The following is a 21952-nucleotide window of genomic DNA, read 5'->3' as shown; positions in this document are numbered from 1 at the left end:
GCGTCAAAAGGACGCCCTTTTATCGGATTTTCGCCCAACCGATCGGCCGCACGGAAAAGGAACTGCGGCGCGTTGACATGACGACTGATTCATGTCTCATAATACTGTCAAGAAAGCGTGCAAAACCTTCGATCCGGCCCTTACTCGATAGGCGATCCGGACGCGAACCATGGCGGCCCGCCCGTGCCCCGGACGGCCGCTTCAACCGGGAGGACACTATGGGGACCTTCAGATCCGCCGCGCTTGCGGCACTAACCCTGACAATCGGCGGGCTGACGATCGGCGGCGGACTCTTCACCGCTCAAGCCGCCGACGACATCGTCATCGCCCACGTCTACGGCAAGACCGGTCCGCTCGAGGCCTATGCGAAGCAGTCGCATACCGGCCTGATGATGGGCCTCGAATACGCGACGAACGGCACCATGGAGATCGACGGCAAAAAGATCGTCGTCATCGAGAAGGACACGCAGCTGAAGCCGGACATCGGCAAGGCCGCACTCGCCGAGGCCTTCGGCGACGACGACGCGGTGCTTGCGGTCGGCCCGGTTTCCTCCGGCGTCGCGCTCGCCATGGCCCCGGTCGCCGAGGAATACGAAAAGATCCTGCTGGTCGAGCCGGCGGTCGCCGATTCCATCACCGGCGAGAACTGGAACCGCTACATCTTCCGCACCGGCCGCAACTCCTCGCAGGACGCGATCTCCAACGCGGTGGCACTCGGCAAGCCCGGCGTGAAGATCGCGACGCTCGCCCAGGACTACGCCTTCGGGCGCGACGGCGTCGCCGCCTTCAAGGAAGCGCTCAAGAGCACGGGCGCCGAACTCGTCTTCGAGGAATACGTGCCGACCGATACCCAGGACTTCACGGCGAGCGCCCAGCGCATCTTCGATGCCATGAAGGACCAGGACGGGCGCAAGTTCCTGTTCGTGATCTGGGCCGGCGGCAACAACCCCATCGGCAAGATCCAGGCGATGGATCCCTCCCGCTTCGGAGTGGAGATCGCGACGGGCGGCAACATCCTGGCGGCCATGAAGGCGTTCAAGGCGCTGCCCGGCATGGAAGGCGCGACCTACTACTACTACGAGATCCCGAAGAACCAGATCAACGACTGGCTGGTCAAGGAGCATCAGGCCCGTTTCAACGAGCCCCCGGACTTCTTCACCGCCGGTGGCATGGCGGCGGGCATCGCGGTCGTCGAGGCCATCAAGAAGGCCGGCTCGACCGACACTGAAGACCTGATCGCGACCATGGAAGGCATGGAGTTCGCGACTCCGAAGGGCAAGATGATGTTCCGCCCGGAGGACCATCAGGCACTCCAGTCCATGTATCACTTCAAGATCAAGGTCGACCCGGACGTCGAGTGGGGTATCCCCGAGCTCGTCAAGGAGCTGACGATCGAGGACATGGACATACCGGTCCGCAACCAGTGACCTGAAACCGGCCGGGCGGCTGCCAAATACCCACCGCCCGGCGCATTTGTCCGGCAGGCCGATCCCCGCTTTAGCGGGAACGAGCGGCGAGTAGCGAACCTGTCCTTAGCCCGCTCATCCCCGCGAAAGCGGGGATCGGGAAGCGATCGGCACTATGCCGACAGACGAACGGCCATGACCGAACATCCGGTACTCGAAACGACGGACCTGACGATCCGCTTCGGCGGCCATGTCGCGGTGGACTCGGTGTCCTGCGCCTTCCAGCGCGGCACCCTGACCGCGATCGTCGGGCCGAACGGGGCGGGAAAGACCACCTATTTCAACCTGATCTCGGGCCAGTTGAGGGCGAGCGCCGGCCGGGTGACGCTGAACGGCGAGGACATCACCCGCTTGTCCGTGCCCGAGCGCACCGAGCGCGGCATCGGCCGTGCCTTCCAGCTCACCAACCTGTTTCCGAACCTGACCGTCCGCGAGAACGTCCGGCTGGTCGTTCAGGCCGTCTCGGGGCGTCGCTACGATCTCTTCTCCCGCGCCGGCAGCCATGTCGAGCTGATCGAACGCGCGGAACATGTCCTGGCCGAGGTAAAGCTGCTGGACAGCGCCGACCGCACCGTCGCCGCCCTCCCCCACGGCGACCAGCGCAAGCTCGAGGTCGCCCTGCTGATCGCCTTGAAGCCGCAGGTTCTGATGTTCGACGAACCGACCGCCGGCATGAGTGTCGATGAGGTTCCCGCGATCCTCGACCTGATCCAGGGCCTCAAGGCCGATCACGACCGCACCATATTGCTGGTCGAGCACAAGATGGACGTCATCCGGTCGCTGGCCGACCGCATCGTCGTCCTGCACAACGGCGCGCTCGTCGCCGACGGCGATCCGCAGGCGGTGATCGCCTCGCCGATCGTGCAGGAAGCCTATCTGGGCATGGAGCCGGCCGATGCGTGACCTGCTGACGCTCGAAGGCGTCCACACCCACATCGCCCAGTATCACATCCTGCAGGGCGTCGACCTGACCGTCCCCGAAGGCGGGGTCGCGGTCATGCTCGGCCGCAACGGCGCCGGCAAGACGACGACGCTGCGCACGATCATGGGCCTGTGGGGCGCCTCCGCCGGCACGATCCGCTTCGACGGAACCGATATCACCAGGCTCGACACCCCGGCGATCGCCCGCCTCGGCATCGCCTACGTGCCCGAGAACATGGGCATTTTCACCGATCTGACGGTGCGCGAGAACATGATCCTGGCGGCGACCGGCGGGGCAATGGAGTCCGCCCGCCTCGACTGGATCTTCGCACTGTTTCCGCCGCTCAAGACCTTCTGGGACAAGCAGGCCGGCAACCTCTCCGGCGGGCAGAAGCAGATGTTGTCGGTCGCCCGCGCGGTGATCGAGCCGCGCCGCCTGATCCTGATCGACGAGCCGACCAAGGGCCTGGCGCCGGCAATCATCAAGTCGATGACGGCAGCACTCGCCGAACTCGCCAAGACCGACACCACGATCCTGCTCGTCGAGCAGAATTTCGCCATGGCCAGGAGCCTCGGCCAAACGGTCTCCGTCATGGACGACGGCCGTATCGTCCATTCCGGCGACATGGCCGCGCTCGCCGCCGACGCCGGCCTGCAGGAGAAACTCATGGGACTGAGCCTGGAGGCCCACCAATGAGCACCCCGCCAGCCGGCGACACCTCCATCGCCCCGAAGATCGAGCAGGCGTCCCTCGCCGAAAGGCTCGGCAATTGGGCGCCGCTCCTGCTGGTGCCGGCGCTCGCGATCGTCGGCCTTGTCGCCATCGCCAACCCGGCGACCTGGATCACCCTCACCGCGGCCGGCCTGGCCATGGGCATGATGATCTTCCTCATGGCGTCCGGCCTGACGCTGGTCTTCGGCCTGATGGACGTCATCAATTTCGGCCACGGGGCCTTCATAGCTATCGGCGCCTTCGTCGGGTTCACGGTGCTCGGATACCTGTCCGGCTGGACCGACGCCGCTTCGGTCTGGCTGAATCTCGCCGCCCTGTTCCCGGCAATCCTCGTCGCCATGCTCGTCGCCGGCGGCGCGGGCTATGTCTTCGAGCGCCTCGTCGTCAAGCCGGTCTACGGCCAGCACCTGAAGCAGATCCTGGTCACCATGGGCGGCCTGATCATCGTCCAGCAGCTCATCCTGGTGTTCTGGGGACCGGACGCGATCCACCTGTCGCGGCCGCAGACCCTGCGCGGATCGGTGGTGATCGGAGAGGCCGCGATCGAGAAGTACCGCCTCGTCGCCGTCGTCATCGGCCTCGCCGTGTTCGTTTGCATGCGGCTGGCGCTGAACCGCACCAAGGTCGGCCTTCTGGTCCGCGCCGGGGTCGAGAACGGCGAGATGGTCGAGGCGCTGGGCTACCGTATCCAGCGGCTGTTTCTGGCCGTCTTCATCGTCGGTTCGGCGCTTGCCGGGCTCGGCGGCGTCATGTGGGGGCTCTACCAGGAGACCATCACCGCGCACATGGGCTCGGAGATCATGGTGCTCGTCTTCATCGTGGTCATCATCGGCGGCCTCGGATCTGTCGAGGGCTGCTTCATCGGCGCGCTCCTGGTCGGCCTGCTGTCCAACTATGTCGCCTTCCTGTCGCCCAAGGTCGCCCTGGTCTCGACGATCGCACTGATGGTCGTCGTCCTGATGTGGCGCCCGCAGGGGCTCTACCCCGTCGTCAAGGCGAAGTGAGGCCGGCCATGCTCGCAAACCTCCTGTCCGGCGATACCCCCCGCAGCAGGGTGCTGACGATCGTGCTCCTGGTGATCTTCGTATCGCTGCTGCTCGCCCCGTTCCTGTTTCCCGGCACCCGCTCGCTGGAAACGGCGGCGCGCATCTGCATCTTCGTCGTCCTGGTGGCGAGCTACGACCTGCTGCTCGGCTATACCGGCATTGTTTCCTTCGCCCACACCATGTTCTTCGGCATCGGCGCCTATGGCGCGGCGATCGCGCTGAACCACCTGGGCGCGAGCTTCGGGTCAATCCTCGTCGGCGCGATCGCCGGGTCCCTGGTCGCCGCCGGCCTGGCGTTTCTGATCGGGCTGTTCTCGCTGCGGGTGAAGGCGATCTTCTTCGCCATGGTGACACTCGCCGTCGCCAGCGCCTTTCTGGTGCTGGTCTCGCAGCTCTCCGGCCTCACCGGCGGCGAGGACGGGCTCAACTACAAGATCCCGCGCGAACTCACGCCCGCCTTCAAGCTCTTGGACGACAGGCTGTTCGGCGTGCGCGTCGACGGCAAGCTGCTCGCCTACTACTTCGTCTTCTTCGTCTCGCTCGCCCTGTTCCTGCTGATGCTGCGCTTCGTCAATTCGCCGTTCGGCCGCGTGCTGCAGGCCGTCCGCGAGAATGCCTTCCGCGCCGAGGCGATCGGCTATCGGGTGGTGACCTACCGCACGCTCGCGACCGTCCTGTCGGCGATGATCGCCGCGCTCGCCGGCGTCCTGCTCGCCGTCTGGCTGCGCTATACCGGCCCGGCGACGACGCTGTCGCTGGAAATCATGGTGGACATCCTGCTGATGGTGGTGATCGGCGGCATGGGCACGATGTACGGCGCGGTCATCGGCGCGACCATCTTCATCCTCGCCCAGACCTACCTGCACGAGCTGATGGCCGTCGCCTCCGACGCCACGGCGCCGATCCCGCTGCTCTCCGCGCTGCTGTCGCCGGACCGCTGGCTCCTCTGGCTCGGCCTCCTGTTCGTGCTCAGCGTCTACTTCTTCCCCGCCGGCATCGTCGGGCGCCTGCGCGGCGCCGAAAGCCAGTCGGCCAAGTGAGCGGCGTCAGGTGAGCGGAGACATGCACGTCATCGAGGCCGGCGAGGGGCGTCCCCTCCTGTGCCTGCACGGCTGGTCCTGCCACGGCGGTTTCTTCGGGCCGCAGGTCGAGGCGTTCCGCTCGGTCGCCCGCGTCGTCACGCCCGATCTGCCGGGCCACGGACGAACCGGCCGGGATGGTCCCGCGCTGACCATCGAGGCCGCCGCCGACGCCGTCGCCGGCTATATCGCCGAGCGCGGATTCGAGAACGTCATCATCGTCGGCTGGTCGATGGGCGCGCATGTCGCCTACGCGATGATCAAGCGTCACGGCACAAGCCGCCTCGCCGGTCTCGTCGCCATCGACATGACACCGAAGGTCCTCAACGACGACGCCTGGCATCTGGGCCTGAGCGACGGCCTGGACGCCGCGCGCAACGTCGGTGTCCGGAAATCTATCGAACATCACTGGCCGGAAATCGCCCCGCGCATCGCCAAGCGCATCTTCGCCCGCGGCCTGCCCGCGGACCGAGACCTGCTGGCCTTCGCGGAACAACAGATCGCCGCAGCCGATCCGGCCATGCTGGCCCCGATGTGGGCCTCGCTCACCGCGCAGGACTTTCGCGACACGATCGGCCACATCGACATTCCAGTGCTGCTGGCCCACGGCGCCCGCAGCGCCCTGTACGGGTCGGATGTGGCCCGGTGGCAGCGCGATCGCCTGCAGAACGGCCGGCTTGTCGAATTTCCGCGCTCGGGCCACGCCCCGCATCTGGAAGAGCCCGCCGCCTTCAGGGCAATGCTGTCCGATTTCATGGGGTAGACGGGTCTGCGCGGACCGCACGGCCGAGACGGCCGGCTTGGCTAAAATCCCGGGGATCCGGTTTCCGTTTTGTTTGGACGAAAGCGGTTCACTGCCTGCGATACTCGCACAAGCCCCGTTCCGCATCGGATCGGCGAATGCGCGCAACAGGCAGACGAACGCCGGACAATCGGCATCGGGGGATGCGTGAAACACCCGATCGCAACGTTTTGCGTCCTCGCCGCGATCTTCGCCGCGTGCACCCTGTCCCCGGTTGCCGCGCAGGCGGGAGACCTGCTGGTAAAGCCCAGGAATCCGAAGACCATCTACCGCGCCCAGGACGGCGTCTACGAGCCGAGGAAGCTGAAATACCGGGTGTCGACGACGGCGGGAAAGCGGACATGGGTCCTGCGGTCCCGCAAGACCATGTTCACGGGCACTCCACCGTCCGGCAAGGCGCGGAAGCGGGCCAAGAGGGTCGTCGTCACCCCGAACGATGCCAGGATCGGCGCGCTGGCCCCGGGTATCTATGACTTGCGGCTCGTCTGGCGAGCGAAGGGCCGGGGCAACAAGCGTGTGAAACGAAATGTGTCGCTGGTCGTGGAAGGCGACGCCGCCGCCGGGCTGTCCTACTTCACCAATTCCTGCTCGGGCTGCCACGATATTGGCGTGAACAAGAACGGCCCGCGCCTTGGCGGCGTCTACGGGCGCAAGGCGGGCACGGTCCCGGGCTTCTCCTATTCGGATGCCTTGGTGGCGTATGGCGAGGTCTGGGAAGAGCGGACCCTGAACGCCTGGCTGAAGAATCCGCAGAAGCTCGTGCCGGGCGCCAATATGTACGTCCTGGTGACCGATCCGGTCGACCGCATGAACCTCATCGCTTACCTCAAGTCTGTGTCGCCCTAGCGCCTCACGCAAAGGTCGCGAGCCGTTCAGGCCCCGACATCCTCGACATAGACGAGCGCCCGCCCCTCGCACAGGCGGGTTCCGTCGGCCGTCTCGCAGACGGTCTCCAGATCGACCAGATGCTTCTCGGGCCGAAGCTTCGTGACGGTCACCCGCGCGGTCAGCGGCTCGTCGTAGGGCGCGGGCCGCAGAAACCGCATCTCCTGCTTGAGGTAGTTCGTGCCGAAGCCCGGCAGTTCGACGCCGAGCAGATAGGAGAACAGCGCCCCGATCAACGGTCCCGGCACATGCGAGGGCAGCGCCCCGTCGTGACCGGCAAGGGCGGCGAACACCGCCCGGTCGCCGGACCTGTAGGTGCGGGTGACGCTTGCGGTCTGGCCGCGCTCGAGCATCAGACAGCCTCCTTGCGCAGCCGGCATTCGCCCTGGAGCGTCACCTCGCCATCGGCCTGGCGGGCGATCGTGATCGTCAATCGAGCCGGATCGTCCCGTGTCGGCGCGATCGTGATGACCAGTGGCTCGTCGGCATAGGACGGGGCGGGAAACATCAGCGCCTGCCCGGCGTGCTCCGCCTCCGGCCAGTGCCGCCGGATCAGGGCCCAGACGCGCGAATAGAGCAGCATGCCGTGCGAGACGGTGCGGCCGAAGCGGGTGCGCGCCGAGAATTCCGGATCGACATGGATCGGATTGTCGTCGCCCGACAAGTCCGCAAAGCGGTCGAAATCCGCCTGTCGCGGCGTCCAGACCTCGGTGACGGCGGACGCGGTGGTCGTCATGGAACCAGCTTTCTGAGCATGTGCTTCTGGATCTTCCCGGCGGCGGTACGGGGCATGTCCGCGACCACGTGGTAGCGTTTCGGGATCTTGTAGGCGGCAAGCTGCTCGCGGCACCACGCCGGCAGCGCCTCGACATCGATGTCCATGTCGGGACGGGCGATCAGGAAGGCCTCGCCGACCTCCCCCCAGCGCTCGTCGGCGACGCCGATGACGGCGGCCTCCAGCACCCCGTCAAAGGCCACGAGCACACGTTCCACCTCGGCCGGATACACGTTCTCGCCGCCGGAAATGTACATGTCCTTGATGCGGTCGACGATGAAATAGTACCCGTCCGCGTCGCGACGGGCGACGTCACCGGTCTTCAGCCAGCCGTCTTCGGTGAAGGCGGCTTCGGTCGCTTCGCGGTTGCCGCGATAGCCGGGCGTCACGCCGGGGCCGCGGATCTGCAGCTCGCCCTCCCCCGCCCCGTCGATCACCGCGCCGTCGGCCGCGACGATACGGGTTTCGGCGAGCATCTGCGGCTTGCCGACCGAGCCGATCTTGCTTTCCGCATGGGCCCGGTCGTTCAGGAACACGGTCGGCCCGGTTTCGGTCATGCCCATGCCGTTGCAAACCAGCCCGCCACGGGCCGCGAAGGTGCGGATCAGCGGTTCCGGCAGCGGCGCGCCGCCGCAGGCGAAGGAGCGCACGGCCGAAAAATCGGTGTCGGCGAAGCGCTCGTGCAGCGCCATCGCCTGATAGATCGCGGGCACGCCGAAAAACGAGGTCACCTCGCCGCGGTCGACGAGATCGAGCACGTCGCCGGCATCGAATTTCCTCAGGATCCGGCTGCGCCCGCCCATCAGGAACAGGGGCAGCGTCGGCAGGTTGATGCCGCCGGTATGGAACAGCGGCAGGAAATTGAGCGACCAGTCGGTGGAGACGAGATCGACGGCCTGCGCATAGTTGACCGTGTTCGCCCAGGCCATCGCCGGGGTCTGGATGACGGCCTTCGGCAATCCGGTCGTGCCGGAGGTATAGAGCAGATACCACGGGTCGGTGGTCGAGACCGGCCGCGTGTCGAGGGGACCAGCCGGGCACTCGGCGATCAGCGTTTCCAGGTCTGCCTCGGCGGCGACGTCCGGCTCCATGCCGAGGCGCAGGAGCTTGCGGGCCTTGGCAAGCGCGTCGGCGACAGCCTGGAACGCGCCGTCGACGGCCAGGATGGTGATGTCGGCCTGTTCGACCAGCGGCAGCAATTCGGCCGGCGGCTGGCGCCAGTTGAGCGGCACCAGGATCAGCCGTGCCTTCTGGCACGCGAACAGGAAGACGAAGAAATCCGGCCGGTTGTGGCAGAGGATTCCGATCCGGTCGCCCTCCCGCGCACCCAATGACAGCAGGCCACGGGCAAGACGCTCCGCCCGTTCGTTGACCGCGGCAAAAGTCAGCTCCCGACCGGTCTCGTCGTCGACGAAGGCGACGTGATCGGGCGTCAGTTCGGCGCGCTTGGCGGTCATGTCGGTGACGTGAAGCAATGGTTCCTCCCTCGGCGCCTATCGTTTCCGCCGGCGTCTTCAGCGCCGGTCCACGAAAGCGCGCATACGGTTCGCGACATCGGGCCTGCCGACGAGCGCGCAGAACGTGTCCTTCTCGGCCTCGAGCCTCGCCGCGATCGCCGCCCTGCGGGCCTCGTCCCAAACGAGCCGCCGCGTCGCCGACAGGCTGTGCCTCTCCTTTGTCCGCAACGTCTCGATGGTCCGCGACACGGCCGCGTCCAGCGCATCCTCCGCGACCACCTCGCTCGCCAGGCCCAGCGCCAGCGCCTCCGGTGCCTCGATCCGACGGTTGAGCGCCTGGATCGCCACCGCCCGGGCCGGCCCGATCCGTTCGGGCAGCATCGCCGTCCAGCCGCCATCCGGCGCGAAGCCGACCTCGACGTAATAGGACTGCAGGAACGCCGCCTCGCTCATCAGAACGATATCTCCGGCGAGCACGAGACCGATCGAGCCTCCGGTCACCGGCCCGTTGAGGCGGGCGACGACCGGAAAGGGGAAATCGAGCAGATCGAGGATCGCGGCGTTGAGCAGCCCGACGATCCGCTCCGCATAGGCGCCAATGCCGCCGGACGTCTCGCACGATGCCAGAAAGCCGCCGATATCGCCGCCGGTGGAGAAGCTTTGCCCCGCCCCGGCGAGGACGAGCGCGAAGACATCGTGCTTTCGCGCTTCGGCGATCGCCCAGCGCAGATCCTCCAGCAGTTCGGGGATCAGCGCATTGTGCCGCTCGGGGCGATCGAGCGTGACGGTCGCCACCCCGTCCGCGATGTCGATGGTGACGAGCGCGGCGCGCATCGGGTCAGCGCTTCAGGCCGTTGACGATCATGTCGTGGGCGGCGTCGACGACGGCATCGATTGGCGTCGTGTCGCCCCACACCACGGCGCGCTCGCCGAGCGTCTTGGCGATGCCCATCAGCATCCAGGCGCGCACGTCCGGATCGCCGGGCCGGATCTCGCCGGCCGCATCCGCTGCCGCGAGCGCGTCGCGATAGCCATCGGCGAAGCTCTCGAAATAGGCCCGGTAGGCATCCGGATTGACGAACAGCGCCTCCTGGATGATCCGGTACAGGTTCGGATGCGCGGAAACGAAGGTGAGGAACCCGCGCAGCCCCTCCTTTTCCGCCGACAGCCGGTCGGCCGCCTCGGCCGTCGCATCGTTCAGGGCCTCGCGCAGAAGCCTCCCCATGTCGACGACCAGCTCGGCGAAGACCTCGTCCTTGCTCTTGAAATAGATGTAGAACGTGCCCTGCGCGACGCCGGCCTCGCGGGTGATGTCGGTGATCGAGGCGTCGTTGAAGCCGCGTTCGCCGATCACCTGTTCGGCCGCGCTCAGGATTGCGCGTCGCGTCGCCTCGCCGCGGGCGGTCTTGGGTGTCGCAGGGGCTTCCATCGCATCACCGGCTGAAACATGACATATGGTTCATGTTTCATGATGCGCGCGGCGCGCGGCCCGGTCAAGAGGCGGGCGCCGATTGGAGGCCGAATTCGGACCTCACATCGCGTTCATCGTCAGTAGGTCGTAGCTCGCGACCTGCTCGTCGTTCTGGTTGAACACCGCGACGTCCCATCGCACCTCGCCATAGTCGGCGTTGCGGCGCGTCTTCTGCTTCACCGTCAGCCGCACCCGGATCGAGTCGCCGGGGCTGACCGGCTTCTGGAAGCGCAGGCTGTCCAGGCCGTAGTTGGCGAGCACCGGCCCCGGATCGGGATCGACGAACAGGCCGGCGGCGAAGCTCAGGAGCAGATAGCCGTGCGCCACCCGTCCGGGGAAGAACGGGTTGGCGGCCGCCGCCGCCTCGTCCATGTGGGCGTAGAAGGTGTCGCCGGTGAAATGGGCGAAGTGCTCGATGTCCTCCAGCGTGATCTCGCGCGAGGCGGTGTGCAGCGTCTCGCCGATCTGCAGGTCGCCGAACGTGCGGCGGAACGGATGGACATTGCCCTGTATTTCCCGGGATCCGGGCACCCAGGCCTCGCCGATCGCCGTCAGCAGGTCGGGCGAGCCCTGGATCGCCGTGCGCTGCATGTAGTGCAGGACACCGCGCACGCCGCCCATCTCCTCCCCACCTCCGGCCCGGCCCGGACCGCCATGCACCATGTGCGGCAGCGGCGAGCCGTGCCCGGTCGCCTCCTTGCCGGTGTCGCGGTTGGCGAAATAGAGCCGCCCGTGCCAGGCGCCGGCGCCCAGCACCACCGCGCGGGCAACCGCGGGGTCACGCGTGAACACCGAAGCAACGAGGCTGCCCTGCCCGCGGTTGGCGATGGCGACCGCGTGAGCGAGATCGCGGTAGCCCATGACGGTCGACACCGGCCCGAAGGCTTCTGTATCGTGCGTCTTGGTCGCCGCGTCCGGATCGGCGCAGCGGAACAGCATCGGCGGCACGAAAGCGCCCTTCGCCGCGTCCGCCCCTTCCACCGTGAAGGCGTCGGGATCGCCGAACACCCGATCGCATTCCGAAGCGATGATCGCCGCCTTCGCCAGGACGTCGGCCTTCTGCTCGGCGCTCGCCAGCGCGCCCATCCGCGTGCCTTCCAATGCCGGATCGCCGATCACGGTCTTCGCCAGCTTGCCGGAGATCGCGTCGATCACCGCATCGACGGTGGCATCGGGCACGATTATGCGGCGGATCGCCGTGCATTTCTGCCCGGCCTTCACCGTCATCTCGCGCACCACTTCACGAACAAAGGCATCGAATTCGGGCGACCCCGGTTCCGCGTCGGGACCGAGGATCGAGGCGTTGAGGGAATCCTGCTCGGCGACGAAGCGGACGGAATTCTCGATCAGGTGTCTGTCGGAGCGCAGCATCAGCGCGGTCTGGGCCGAGCCGGTGAAGCTGACGACGTCCTGACAGCCGAGTCGCGACAACAGATCGCCGGTGCCGCCGACGATGAGCTGAAACGAGCCCTCCGGGAAAATGCCGCTTTCGATCATCATCCGGAAGCAGGCCTCCGTCAGGTAGGAGGTCGCCGTCGCCGGCTTGACGATCGCCGGCACGCCGGCGAGCAGCGTCGGCGCGAGCTTCTCCAGCATCCCCCAGACGGGGAAGTTGAAGGCGTTGATGTGGACCGCGACGCCCTGCAGCGGCACGCAGACATGCTGGCCGAGAAACGCGCCGGAGCGCGACAGCGGCTCGATATCGCCGTCGATATAGACGTGGGCGTCCGGCATCTCGCGCCGGCCCTTCGAGGAGAACACGAACAGCGTGCCGATACCGCCGTCGATATCGATCAGCGAGTCGGACTTGGTCGCCCCCGTCAGGAAGGACAACGCATACAGGCTGTCGCGCCGCTCGTTGAGATACTGGGCGAGCGCCTTCAGCTTCTCGGCGCGCTGATGGAACGTCATGGCGCGCAGCGCCGGCCCGCCGACGTCGCGGGCGTAGTCGACCATGCGCGCGAAATCGAGACCGTCCGAACCGGCCTCGGCGATCGTCTCACCGGTGACGGCGCTCGCGATCGGCCGCGTCGCGCCGGACGGCGCGACCCAACGGCCCGCCGCGAAACTCTCAAGTCGCATGATGCTCACGGGACGAAACTCCTTGTCGTTCAGGCAGCGCGGCGGGTCGGTCAGGCGACGCGCGCGGGCAGACTGGCAAAGCCGCGGAAGCGGACGCGTCCGCCGCGCACCGGTGCGCCATCCAGTTCGTAGTTCGGAAAACGCGCCAGGAACCGCCCTATCGCGGTCTTGCCTTCCAGCCGGGCAAACGCATGACCGGCGCACAGATGCGGCCCCCAGGCGAACGCGAGATGCTTGTTCGGCGTGCGCGAAATATCCATCCGGTCGGGATCGGGAAACTGCGCGGGATCGCGATTGGCAGCGCCAATACACAGCGTGATCCGCGTCCCCTTCGGCAGCGCTTCACCGCCCAGCTCCACGTCCTCTGTGGTAATGCGGTTGCCAAGCTGGTTGGAACTCTCGTAGCGCAGGAATTCCTCGACCGCGGTGCCGATCAGCGACGGGTCCTTGATCAACCGGCGTTTCTCGTCCGGCCATTCCGTGAGGATATGCAGGCCGTTGCCGATCAGGTTCGTCGTCGTCTCGTGACCGGCGTTCAGCAGGAATATGCAGTTCTGGACGAGCTCGACATGGCTCAGCCGTTCGTCGCCGTCGCCCTGCATCAGCCGCGTCAGCACGTCGACGCTCGGATCGCCGGGATTCTTGCGCCGGTCGGCGATGAGCTCCTCCAGATAATCCTGGAATTCGACCACGGCCGCGTTGCCGCGCGCCTCCTGCTGCGGCGTCAGCACCGGTTCGAGCGCACCGAGGATCGACAGCGACCACTCGCGAAGCGGCCCGCGATCCTCGTGCGGCACGCGCAGCAGGTTGCCGATCACCTCGATCGGGATCGCCGCGGCGAAATCCTCGATCAGGTCGGCCGTGCCCTTTTCGGCCATCCGATCGAGCAGTCCGTCGACGAGCCGGATCAGATCCGGCTCCAGGCGCGCGATCGCCTTGGGGGTCAGGGCCCCGACGATGATCGAGCGCACGCGGGTGTGCAGAGGCGGATCGTTGAAAACCAGGCTCGTGGTGTGGTGCAGATACAGCGGGCTGTCGCCGAATTTCGGCTTGAACTCGACTTTCTTGTCTGACGAGAACCGTTTGGTATCGCGATACACCGTGACGAGATCGGCATAGCGGCTGATGAAGCAGGTGCCATCGTCGAACCGCTTGATCGGCGCGTATCTCAGCAGCGCCCGGTAGGTCGGATACGGATCCTCGGCAAACGACTTCGGCAGCTTCCACTGATCGAATCGCTCTGCCAGAGCCCGTGCGTCCGCGTCGTCCATCACCGCCTCCTACATGCTGTTCGGCAGCACAAGAACCAGCCAGGGCACGAGCACCATCAGGGCCAGCCGAAGGATGTCGAAGGCCCAGAATGGCGTCACGCCCTTGAAGATCGTCCCGGTCGAGACGTCCTCGACGACGCCGCGCAGGACGAAGACGTTGAGACCGACCGGCGGAGTGATCAGGCTGATCTCGGTGACCACCACCACGATGATGCCGAACCAGACCGGATCGAAACCGAGGCTGATCACCAGCGGGAAGAAGATCGGCACGGTGAGAAGCAGCATCGACAGGCTTTCGAACACGCAGCCGAGCAGCAGGTAGACGACGAGAATCAGCAGGATCACGACCATCGGCGGAAAGCCCGCCTGGTTGACGAGCGCGAGCAGAGCCTCGGGCATGCCGGCGATGTTGACGAAGTTCGAGAAGATCCAGGCGCCGATCAGCACCGCGAACAGGCTCGCCGTCGTGTAGGAGGTTTCGAACAGCACCTCCTTCACGGCCTTGAAACTCAGGCCGCCCCGCGCCAGCGCGATCAGAAACGCGCCCATCGCCCCCATGCCGGCCGCTTCGGTCGGCGAGAAGGTCAGGTGGATCGGCCAGAAATTGAACAGTCCGTAGAGACCGCCGATGACCAGGAAGAACAGGAGAAGCACCGCCCAGACGTCGCGAACCGCCGCCAGCCGCCCCTTCCAGTCCGTTCGCTCTCCCGCCGGGCCGGCCTCGGGATTGCGCGCGACCGTGAACTTCACTGCGAAGAGATAGAAGAGAATGCCGACCGCGCCCGGCACGATGCCGGCGATGAACAGCTTGCCGATGCTGGTCTCGGTCAGCAGGCCGTAGATGACGAGGATGACGCTCGGCGGGATCAGGATGCCGAGCGTGCCGCCGGCGGCGATCGAGGCCGTCGACAGCGAGTCGGCGTATCCGAACCGGCGCATCTGCGGCATGGCGACCTTTGACATCGTCGCGGCTGTGGCCAGCGACGACCCGCAGATCGCCGAGAACCCGCCGCAGGCGACGATCGTCGCCATCGCCAGGCCGCCGCGCAGATGACCGAGGAACGCGTAAGAGACCTGATAGAGCTCTCGGCTCAGCCCACCCTTGTTGACGAGCAGGCCCATCAGGATGAACAGGGGAACGACGGAGAGGCCGTAGTCCTGCGCCGTATCGATCAGCAGCCGGCCGGACATCGAGATCGCACCGGCGGTACTGGTCTCGTAGGCGTATCCGACCATGCCCACCACGCCCATGGCGAAGGCGATCGGCAGGCGCAGCAGCACCAGTACGAGAACCGCGGCAAAGCCGATCAGGGATTCAACCATGGCCTAGTCCGCACTCTTGTAGACGGTTTCCGAGTGCCGCATCGCGAGCGGCGTCACCAGTTCGACCAGCCCGCGCAGGATGAGAACGACCACGGTTATGGAGGTCGCGATGGCGATGAAGTACTCGATGTAGAACTGGGGAATGCCCAGATATTCGGTCAGATCGCCATAGTCGCGGGCGCGCCCGGCCAGCTTGAAGCATTGCTGTGCCGGCCAGATCAGCAGCGCGCCGCTGACGATGTCGATGACGACATTGCGCAGACGCTCTGCCTGTCCGCGAAACAGACCATCGAGCAGATCGACGGCGATATGGCCGCCACGCGCCGAAATGACGGGCAGCGCCGCAAAGACGATGATCGCCATGAAGATGCGCGTGAGTTCCGTGGCCGCTGCGATCGGGCTGTTGAAGGCACTGCGCAGGATGACGTCGCAGAACGTCATGACCATCAGCAGGAACAGCGCCACCGCCGCAAGCCATGAAGGTAACGGGGCGAGACGGCGCCCGGCCGCGACGACGGTTTTCGCCAACAGATTCATCGGTGGGCCCTGAGCATGACGGCCCGGCGAATTGTCCCGCCGGGCCGTATGTTGGCTCTTACTTGCCGTAGTTCTTCATCGTCTCGGCAATGAAGTCGCGCGCCGCCTGTGCATCGACGCCGGTCTTGGAGACTTCCTCGATCACACTCGCGGTGACCTCGTCCGCAACCGGCTGGTACGCGGCGCGATCGGCGTCCGAAGCCTCGTTGATCGAGTTGTTCCCGGCGTCCATGGTCGCCTGGCGGCCTTCCTGGTCGATCTCGTCCCAGACCTGGCCGATGGCGCGGCTCAGCGGCTCGCCGAACACCTTCTCCTCGAGGGCCTGCTGGATATCTTCCGGCAGGTTCTTGAAGGCGTCTTCGTTCATGATGAAGGCGAACGAGCCGCGATAGAAGCCGCCGGGCATCTCGTAGACGTTCTCCGCGACCTCGGTCAGCTTGAAGCCCTTGCGCGATTCCATCGGCATCACCACACCGTCGGCGGCTTTCGAGGCGAGAGTCTCGTAGACCTTCGGTGCCGGCACCTGGATACCGGTCGCGCCGAGCGCGGCGCCGACATCGCTGCCTACGCCGCCGGGAACGCGCAGCTTCAGGCCGTTGATCTGGTCGAGCTGGGTAACCTTCTCGTGGGTGTGCAGCTGGGCGGGACCGTGCGTGTGCAGCGCGATCAGCTTGACGCCGCGATGCTCGTCGGCCTGCTTCAAGTACTTCTCGTAGGCCCGCCAATAGGCAACCGACGCGGCCTCGGCGCTACCTTCGTAGCCGGGCAGTTCGATCATCTTCGCGGTGACGAAGCGGCCCGGCTGATAGCCATGAAATATGATGGAGAGATCGGCGGCGCCGTCCTGAACGAGGTCGAACTGCGCCGGCGGCGGCGCGATGCCGAGCTTCAGATCGGCGGTGACCCGGCCGTCGGTGGCGTCCTCCACCATTTTGGTGAAGGTCGGCCACATTTTCGCATTGATCCCGTGCGTCGGCGGCGCCCAGCTCGAAATCGTCAGGGTGTAGTCTGCCGCAAAGGCAACGGCGCCGGTGAGCGCTGTGGATACGGCAAAGACGCCGGCGGTTGCCAGCCTGGAAATGACCTTCATGCGTTTCCTCCCAAGTTAACGCGATGTGCGCCGGCGTTGTTCCGCCGGTACCGCGGTACGAAACGCTTCGACCGTCTCTCAAATCCGTCATTCTTGGTGAACGGTACTGAGATCGCGTCGTCGCCGTACCCTGCCACTTATTATTGACCGACCGGTCGGTCTATGCAAGTTTATTTTACCGGCAACGAACTTTGGTTTCGTATGCAACAATTGTCAACACGGCGAATTCGGCGGACAAACCGCTCGAATCGAAGACCGTGACCGCAGGAAAGGAAATGCAGGTGGGCGAGACGATTGGCGTCGAAAAACGTGCCGGCTATGCCGTTGTGACCCTCAACCGGCCGGACAAACTCAACGCGTTCAATGCCGAGATGCACCGCGAGCTGCGCGCCGCGCTCGACGAACTGGGCGCCGATGACGACTGCCGGGCGATTCTGCTGACCGGGGCCGGACGCGGCTTCTGCGCCGGACAGGATCTTGGCGATCGCGACCCCTCCAAGATGGACGGCCCGCCCGATCTCGGCACGACCCTGGAGAACTTCTACAATCCTCTCGTGCGCCGCATCCGCGCCATGAACAAGCCGGTCGTCTGCGCCGTCAACGGCGTCGCCGCCGGCGCCGGCGCGAATATCGCGCTTGCCTGCGACATCGTGCTGGCCGCCGAAAGCGCCAAGTTCATCCAGGCATTTGCCCGCCTCGGCCTCGTGCCCGACGCCGGCGGCACCTGGCAATTGCCCCGCATGATCGGCGAAGCGCGCGCCAAGGCGCTGGCGCTGACCGCCGAGCCCCTCCCCGCGGCCAAAGCCGCCGAGTGGGGTCTGATCTGGAAATCCGTTGCCGACGACGCCCTGATGGCCGAGGCGACGAGCCTCGTGGAAAGCTTCGCCAAGGGCCCGACCATCGGCTACGCCCTGACCAAGCAGGCGATCCAGGCCGCGGCGTCGAACAGCCTCGACGAGCATCTCGATCTCGAGCGCGACCTGCAGCGCGAGGCCGGCCGCACGCCGGACTATGCAGAAGGCGTCGCCGCCTTCCTGGAGAAGCGCCCGGCGAAGTTCACGGGGCGCGGCGCATGACCATGACGCCCGAAGAGCGCGCGCGCCGCGCCGCCGACGCGATGTGGACCGCCGACGCCGCCTCGAAGTGGCTGGGCATGTCGCTCGACGAGGTCGGGCCGGGATGGGCGCGGCTTTCGTTCACGGTCGAGAAGCACCACACCAACGGCCACGACATCTGCCACGGCGGCTACATCTTCACGCTCGCGGACTCCGCCTTCGCGTTTGCCTGCAACAGCTACAACCAGCGCGCGGTCGCCCAGCACAACACCATCAGCTTCCTGGCGCCGGGCAGGCTCGGCGACAGGCTGACGGCGGTCGCCCGCGAGGTGACGCTGGCGGGACGAACCGGCGTCTACGATGCCACCGTCGAGAGCCAGGACGGCACCTTGATCGCGGTCTTCCGCGGCACTTCGCGGACGGTCAAGGGCACCCATTTCGACGAGCCCGACGCCGGCGGCTGAGTCAGCCGCCGGCGTCGCAACAAAACAGAACTGTGCCGGCAAGGCAGGCCGGCGGGAGGAAAGACATGAGGGACCTGACGCCGCGCCAGCAAGACCTGGATCCGATCGAAATCGCCTCGCGCGACGAAATCGCCGCGCTGCAGCTCGACCGCATGCGATGGTCGCTCAGGCACGCCTACGACAACGTGCCCTTCTACAAGGCCTCCTTCGACAAGGCCGGCGTGCACCCGGACGACCTGAAGACCCTGGCCGACCTTGCCCGGTTTCCCTTCACCACCAAGTCCGACCTGCGCAACAACTATCCCTTTGGCATGTTCGCAGTACCGCGCGACCGGGTCGTGCGCATCCACGCCTCCTCCGGCACGACCGGCAAACCGACCGTCGTCGGCTATACCGCCAGGGACATCGATACCTGGGCCGACGTCGTCGCCCGGTCGATGCGCGCCTCCGGCACCCGGCCGGGCGACATCGTCCATGTCGCCTATGGATATGGCCTGTTCACCGGCGGACTGGGGGCCCACTACGGCGCCGAGAAGCTCGGCTGCACGGTGGTGCCGGTCTCCGGCGGCATGACAGAACGCCAGATCACCCTGATCGAGGATTTCCGCCCGACGACCATCATGGTCACGCCGTCCTACATGCTGGCGATCCTGGACGAATACCGGAAGGCCGGCTTCGATCCGACCGCAAGCCCGCTCGAGGTCGGCATCTTCGGCGCCGAGCCCTGGACCAACGCCATGCGGTCCGAGGTCGAGGCGGCGTTCGACATGCACGCCGTCGACATCTACGGCCTGTCGGAAGTGATGGGCCCGGGCGTCGCCAACGAATGCGTCGAGACCAAGGACGGCCTGCACGTCTGGGAAGACCATTTCTATCCGGAGGTCATCGATCCGGTGACCGGCGTGCCGGTCGCCGACGGCGAACAGGGCGAGCTGGTGTTCACGACGCTCACCAAGGAAGCCCTGCCGATCATCCGCTACCGCACCCGCGACCTGACCCGGCTGCTGCCCGGCACGGCGCGGTCGATGCGGCGCATGGAGAAGATCACCGGTCGCTCCGACGACATGATCATCCTGCGCGGCGTCAACGTGTTCCCGACCCAGATCGAGGAGCAGATCCTCAAGGTTCAGGGCCTGACCCCGCATTTCCAGATCGAGCTCACCAAGGACGGCCGCATGGACCGGATGACCGTCCATGTCGAAGCGGCCCCGAACGCCGCGTCCGGCGAGGCCAAGGCGGCCAGCGCCCGCGAATTCGCCCATCACGTCAAATCGGTGATCGGAGTGTCGGTCGGGGTCGACGTCACCGATCCCGGTGGTGTGGCGCGCAGCCAGGGCAAGGCGGTCCGCGTCGTCGACAACCGGCCGAAGGAGTAAACGAGCGGTGGCCCGCACCCGTGCCAAGGATCATGACGCCAAGCGCGCAGAGATCATGAACATTGCCGCGCGCACCTTCGCCGAGGCGGGCTATCATGGCGCCTCGATGAGTGCGCTGGCGCGCGAATGCGGCGTCTCCAAGGCTCTGATATACCACTACTATTCCAGCAAGGAAGCGTTGCTCTTCGATATCATCGAGAGCCACCTGAGCGACCTTATCGCCGCTGTCGAGGCGGTCGATGACCCCAGCGCCGATCCGAAGGCGCGCCTGCGGCGGCTGGTTTCCGCCCTGCTCGACGCCTACCGGGACGCCGACGCCGAACACAAGGTCCAGATCAACGCGATGTCCGCCCTGCCCGCCGAGGACCAGGCCAAGCTGCGCGAACTGGAACGGCGGCTGGTAGCGATCTTCTCCGCCCCCATCCACGCGCTCAATCCGCATCTGTTCGACGGCAAGCCGCTCCTGAAACCCGTCACCATGTCGCTGTTCGGCATGCTCAACTGGGCGTTCATGTGGTTCCGCGACAAGGGCCCGGTGAGCCGGGAGGACTATGCCCGGCTGGCGACCGATCTCCTGGTGAGCGGCGTGCGCTCGCTCACCTGAGCGGCTTGCCAAGCCGGCGGCCCTCGCGGCAAATGGCGCAATGATCCAGGGCAGCGATTCCGCGACACGGTCGCTCGACGCGCTGATAGAGCGGTTCCATTCTGGCGAGCGCCTGCGCGTCTGGTCGTTCGTCATCACGGTCTTCGGCGATGCGATCGTTCCGCGCGGCGGCATGGTCGGCATGGCCGCGCTGCAGGAACTGACCGACCGGATGCGCATTGCGCCCGGCGCCCTGCGCGCCGCGCTGTCGCGGCTCGCCAAGGACGGCTGGGTCGAACGCCAACGCCACGGCCGCAAGAGCTATTATCGCCTGACGCCGGAAAGCGCGGCGACCTTCGCGCGCGCCGCCAGGCGCATATACGCCGCCGGCCCGCCGGCCTGGAACGGCCGGTGGACGATCGCGATCGCGCCGGAGGAAACGGCGTCCGTACGCGACGCACGCACGGCAGACCTCACCGAACGCGGGTTCGTGCGGCTGTCGAACGGGCTGTTCATCCACCCCCGCACCGGGACCGGCGAGACGACACCCGAGGACCCCGGAGACCTGTTTGTCCTCGATGCCGACGCCGCGACGGTGCCCGACTGGGTCCTGAGCGCCTGCTCCGACGTCGAGACCGATATCGCCTATTCCGTGCTGGGCGCGACCATCGCGCCCCTCGAGGACACGCTGGCCGAAGGCGGCACCCTGTCGCCGCTCGATGCGATGGTCGCACGCGCCCTGCTGATCCACGAATGGCGCCGCGTCCTGTTGCGCGACGCCGATCTGCCCGCAGCACTTCGCCCCGCCGACTGGAGCGGCGAGGAAACCCGCACGCTGGTCGCCGGCCTCTATGGCCGCATCCTGGCACCGAGCGAACGGTGGCTGGATGGCTGCGACGGCCGACCGGACGGCCCGCTGCCGCCGCCCGAGCGGGACCTGCGCCGTCGGTTCACCTAGACCCCGCAGCGGTCATTCAACGACTTCGTCCGCCCCTAGGGTTTCGCTAAGTCAGTCCTCGAGATAGGCGAACGCGCAGGTGGTGCTAGCGCCGATCTTTCCGTTCGGCCCGCGGAATTCGACGCGGGTCACCGCCATGCGCCGGCCGTTGGACAGGACGTCGACGCGGATGTCGACGTGGTCGCCGATCATCGGCCGCATGAAATGAACCGTCATGTCGACCGTCGTGCAGTCCCGGAAACGCCCGTTTAGCCCTGACAGGGCCACCACTGAACAAGTATCGGCTGCCGCCGCCACCGCCTGCCCGCAGACAACACCGCCGCCCGTTCCGCCGCCACGGGCGATCTGATCTCCGGCCGGCAACCGGAATGCCCCGCCCTGCGCATCGAGCGCCGCCACCTCGATGGCCAGCGCCCGAACCCATGGCGCGAAGACATCCCCCAGCAACGCCTGCCCTTCCGCGACGCCGAACCCCTGTCCCGTCTCGGTCATGACCCTGGTTCCCCTCACCCACTTGTTACGAAAACAATGTTGATTCAGTATTTTTCGTAACATATTATAATTCTAATTCGCATGGG

General features: G+C 66.4%; 23 protein-coding genes. 12 read left to right on the top strand and 11 right to left on the bottom strand.

What is annotated here, in order from left to right; genetic code table 11:
• Positions 1–218: 218 nt before the first annotated feature.
• The 7 genes from MUB46_RS12890 (at position 219) to MUB46_RS12860 (ending at position 6893) form a co-directional block, all read left to right on the top strand.
• Entirely contained in the window at positions 219–1427 is a 1209-nt protein-coding gene (locus tag MUB46_RS12890; RefSeq protein ID WP_261616326.1) for a substrate-binding domain-containing protein, read from the top strand.
• Positions 1428–1601: 174 nt separating this feature from the next.
• Positions 1602–2369, top strand: a complete 768-nt coding sequence (locus MUB46_RS12885) for an ABC transporter ATP-binding protein (protein WP_261616325.1) — start codon at positions 1602–1604, stop codon at positions 2367–2369.
• Positions 2362–3084 (top strand): ABC transporter ATP-binding protein, encoded by a 723-nt coding sequence (locus MUB46_RS12880; protein ID WP_261616324.1) that lies wholly within the window; start codon positions 2362–2364, stop codon positions 3082–3084. Before MUB46_RS12885 ends, MUB46_RS12880 begins: the two co-directional genes overlap by 8 nt.
• Positions 3081–4124, top strand: a complete 1044-nt coding sequence (locus MUB46_RS12875) for a branched-chain amino acid ABC transporter permease (protein ID WP_261616323.1) — start codon at positions 3081–3083, stop codon at positions 4122–4124. Before MUB46_RS12880 ends, MUB46_RS12875 begins: the two co-directional genes overlap by 4 nt.
• Before the next feature lie 8 nt (positions 4125–4132).
• Positions 4133–5206 (top strand): branched-chain amino acid ABC transporter permease, encoded by a 1074-nt coding sequence (locus MUB46_RS12870; RefSeq protein ID WP_261616322.1) that lies wholly within the window; start codon positions 4133–4135, stop codon positions 5204–5206.
• A 10-nt stretch (positions 5207–5216) separates the two neighbouring features.
• On the top strand, positions 5217–6008 hold the full coding sequence (locus MUB46_RS12865) for an alpha/beta fold hydrolase (protein ID WP_261616321.1): 792 nt from the start codon (positions 5217–5219) through the stop codon (positions 6006–6008).
• A gap of 186 nt (positions 6009–6194) precedes the next feature.
• Entirely contained in the window at positions 6195–6893 is a 699-nt protein-coding gene (locus MUB46_RS12860; RefSeq protein ID WP_261616320.1) for a c-type cytochrome, read from the top strand.
• A 26-nt stretch (positions 6894–6919) separates the two neighbouring features.
• Here MUB46_RS12860 and MUB46_RS12855 read toward each other — a convergent pair whose 3' ends face one another.
• From MUB46_RS12855 to MUB46_RS12810, 10 genes are all read right to left on the bottom strand, one after another.
• Positions 6920–7285: a hotdog family protein gene (locus MUB46_RS12855; protein ID WP_261616319.1), complete on the bottom strand. Its 366-nt coding sequence runs from the start codon at positions 7283–7285 to the stop codon at positions 6920–6922.
• Positions 7285–7668, bottom strand: coding sequence for a MaoC/PaaZ C-terminal domain-containing protein (locus tag MUB46_RS12850; RefSeq protein WP_261616318.1), 384 nt, complete (start codon positions 7666–7668; stop codon positions 7285–7287). Before MUB46_RS12850 ends, MUB46_RS12855 begins: the two co-directional genes overlap by 1 nt.
• Positions 7665–9182 carry an AMP-binding protein gene (locus MUB46_RS12845; protein WP_261616317.1) on the bottom strand — a complete coding sequence of 506 codons (1518 nt, stop codon included), beginning with the start codon at positions 9180–9182 and terminating at the stop codon, positions 7665–7667. The genes MUB46_RS12850 and MUB46_RS12845 overlap by 4 nt, the downstream gene beginning before the upstream one ends.
• 39 nt (positions 9183–9221) lie before the next feature.
• Entirely contained in the window at positions 9222–9998 is a 777-nt protein-coding gene (locus tag MUB46_RS12840) for an enoyl-CoA hydratase/isomerase family protein (RefSeq protein ID WP_261616316.1), read from the bottom strand.
• Positions 9999–10002: 4 nt separating this feature from the next.
• On the bottom strand, positions 10003–10593 hold the full coding sequence (locus MUB46_RS12835; protein ID WP_261616315.1) for a TetR/AcrR family transcriptional regulator: 591 nt from the start codon (positions 10591–10593) through the stop codon (positions 10003–10005).
• A gap of 102 nt (positions 10594–10695) precedes the next feature.
• Entirely contained in the window at positions 10696–12717 is a 2022-nt protein-coding gene (paaZ, locus tag MUB46_RS12830) for a phenylacetic acid degradation bifunctional protein PaaZ (protein WP_261616499.1), read from the bottom strand.
• Positions 12718–12767: 50 nt separating this feature from the next.
• Positions 12768–13988, bottom strand: coding sequence for a cytochrome P450 (locus MUB46_RS12825; RefSeq protein ID WP_261616314.1), 1221 nt, complete (start codon positions 13986–13988; stop codon positions 12768–12770).
• A gap of 9 nt (positions 13989–13997) precedes the next feature.
• Positions 13998–15311: a TRAP transporter large permease gene (locus MUB46_RS12820; protein WP_261616313.1), complete on the bottom strand. Its 1314-nt coding sequence runs from the start codon at positions 15309–15311 to the stop codon at positions 13998–14000.
• Positions 15312–15314: 3 nt separating this feature from the next.
• Positions 15315–15839: a TRAP transporter small permease gene (locus MUB46_RS12815; RefSeq protein WP_261616312.1), complete on the bottom strand. Its 525-nt coding sequence runs from the start codon at positions 15837–15839 to the stop codon at positions 15315–15317.
• A 67-nt stretch (positions 15840–15906) separates the two neighbouring features.
• On the bottom strand, positions 15907–16938 hold the full coding sequence (locus MUB46_RS12810; RefSeq protein ID WP_261616311.1) for a TRAP transporter substrate-binding protein: 1032 nt from the start codon (positions 16936–16938) through the stop codon (positions 15907–15909).
• A gap of 281 nt (positions 16939–17219) precedes the next feature.
• On the opposite strand from MUB46_RS12810, the gene paaG reads away from it, so the two are divergent.
• The 5 genes from paaG to MUB46_RS12785 all read left to right on the top strand — a co-directional run bounded on the left by paaG (position 17220) and on the right by MUB46_RS12785 (position 21374).
• The gene (gene paaG, locus MUB46_RS12805; protein WP_261616310.1) at positions 17220–18014 is read left to right on the top strand and encodes a 2-(1,2-epoxy-1,2-dihydrophenyl)acetyl-CoA isomerase PaaG; all 795 of its coding nucleotides are present in this window, start codon (positions 17220–17222) and stop codon (positions 18012–18014) included.
• Entirely contained in the window at positions 18011–18457 is a 447-nt protein-coding gene (gene paaI / locus MUB46_RS12800; protein WP_261616309.1) for a hydroxyphenylacetyl-CoA thioesterase PaaI, read from the top strand. Before paaG ends, paaI begins: the two co-directional genes overlap by 4 nt.
• A 65-nt stretch (positions 18458–18522) precedes the next feature.
• On the top strand, positions 18523–19833 hold the full coding sequence (gene paaK / locus MUB46_RS12795; protein WP_261616308.1) for a phenylacetate--CoA ligase PaaK: 1311 nt from the start codon (positions 18523–18525) through the stop codon (positions 19831–19833).
• A 7-nt stretch (positions 19834–19840) separates the two neighbouring features.
• Positions 19841–20437: a TetR/AcrR family transcriptional regulator gene (locus MUB46_RS12790; RefSeq protein ID WP_261616307.1), complete on the top strand. Its 597-nt coding sequence runs from the start codon at positions 19841–19843 to the stop codon at positions 20435–20437.
• A 40-nt stretch (positions 20438–20477) separates the two neighbouring features.
• Positions 20478–21374 carry a PaaX family transcriptional regulator C-terminal domain-containing protein gene (locus MUB46_RS12785; protein ID WP_261616306.1) on the top strand — a complete coding sequence of 299 codons (897 nt, stop codon included), beginning with the start codon at positions 20478–20480 and terminating at the stop codon, positions 21372–21374.
• A 51-nt stretch (positions 21375–21425) separates the two neighbouring features.
• Here MUB46_RS12785 and MUB46_RS12780 read toward each other — a convergent pair whose 3' ends face one another.
• Positions 21426–21866: a PaaI family thioesterase gene (locus tag MUB46_RS12780; RefSeq protein WP_261616305.1), complete on the bottom strand. Its 441-nt coding sequence runs from the start codon at positions 21864–21866 to the stop codon at positions 21426–21428.
• Positions 21867–21952 lie beyond the last annotated feature (86 nt).

Origin of the sequence: Microbaculum marinisediminis, from assembly GCF_025397915.1 — a bacterium.
GTDB classification, from domain to species: Bacteria; Pseudomonadota; Alphaproteobacteria; order Rhizobiales; family Tepidamorphaceae; genus Microbaculum; species Microbaculum marinisediminis.
This window is presented reverse-complemented; position numbering and strand designations above follow the sequence as displayed.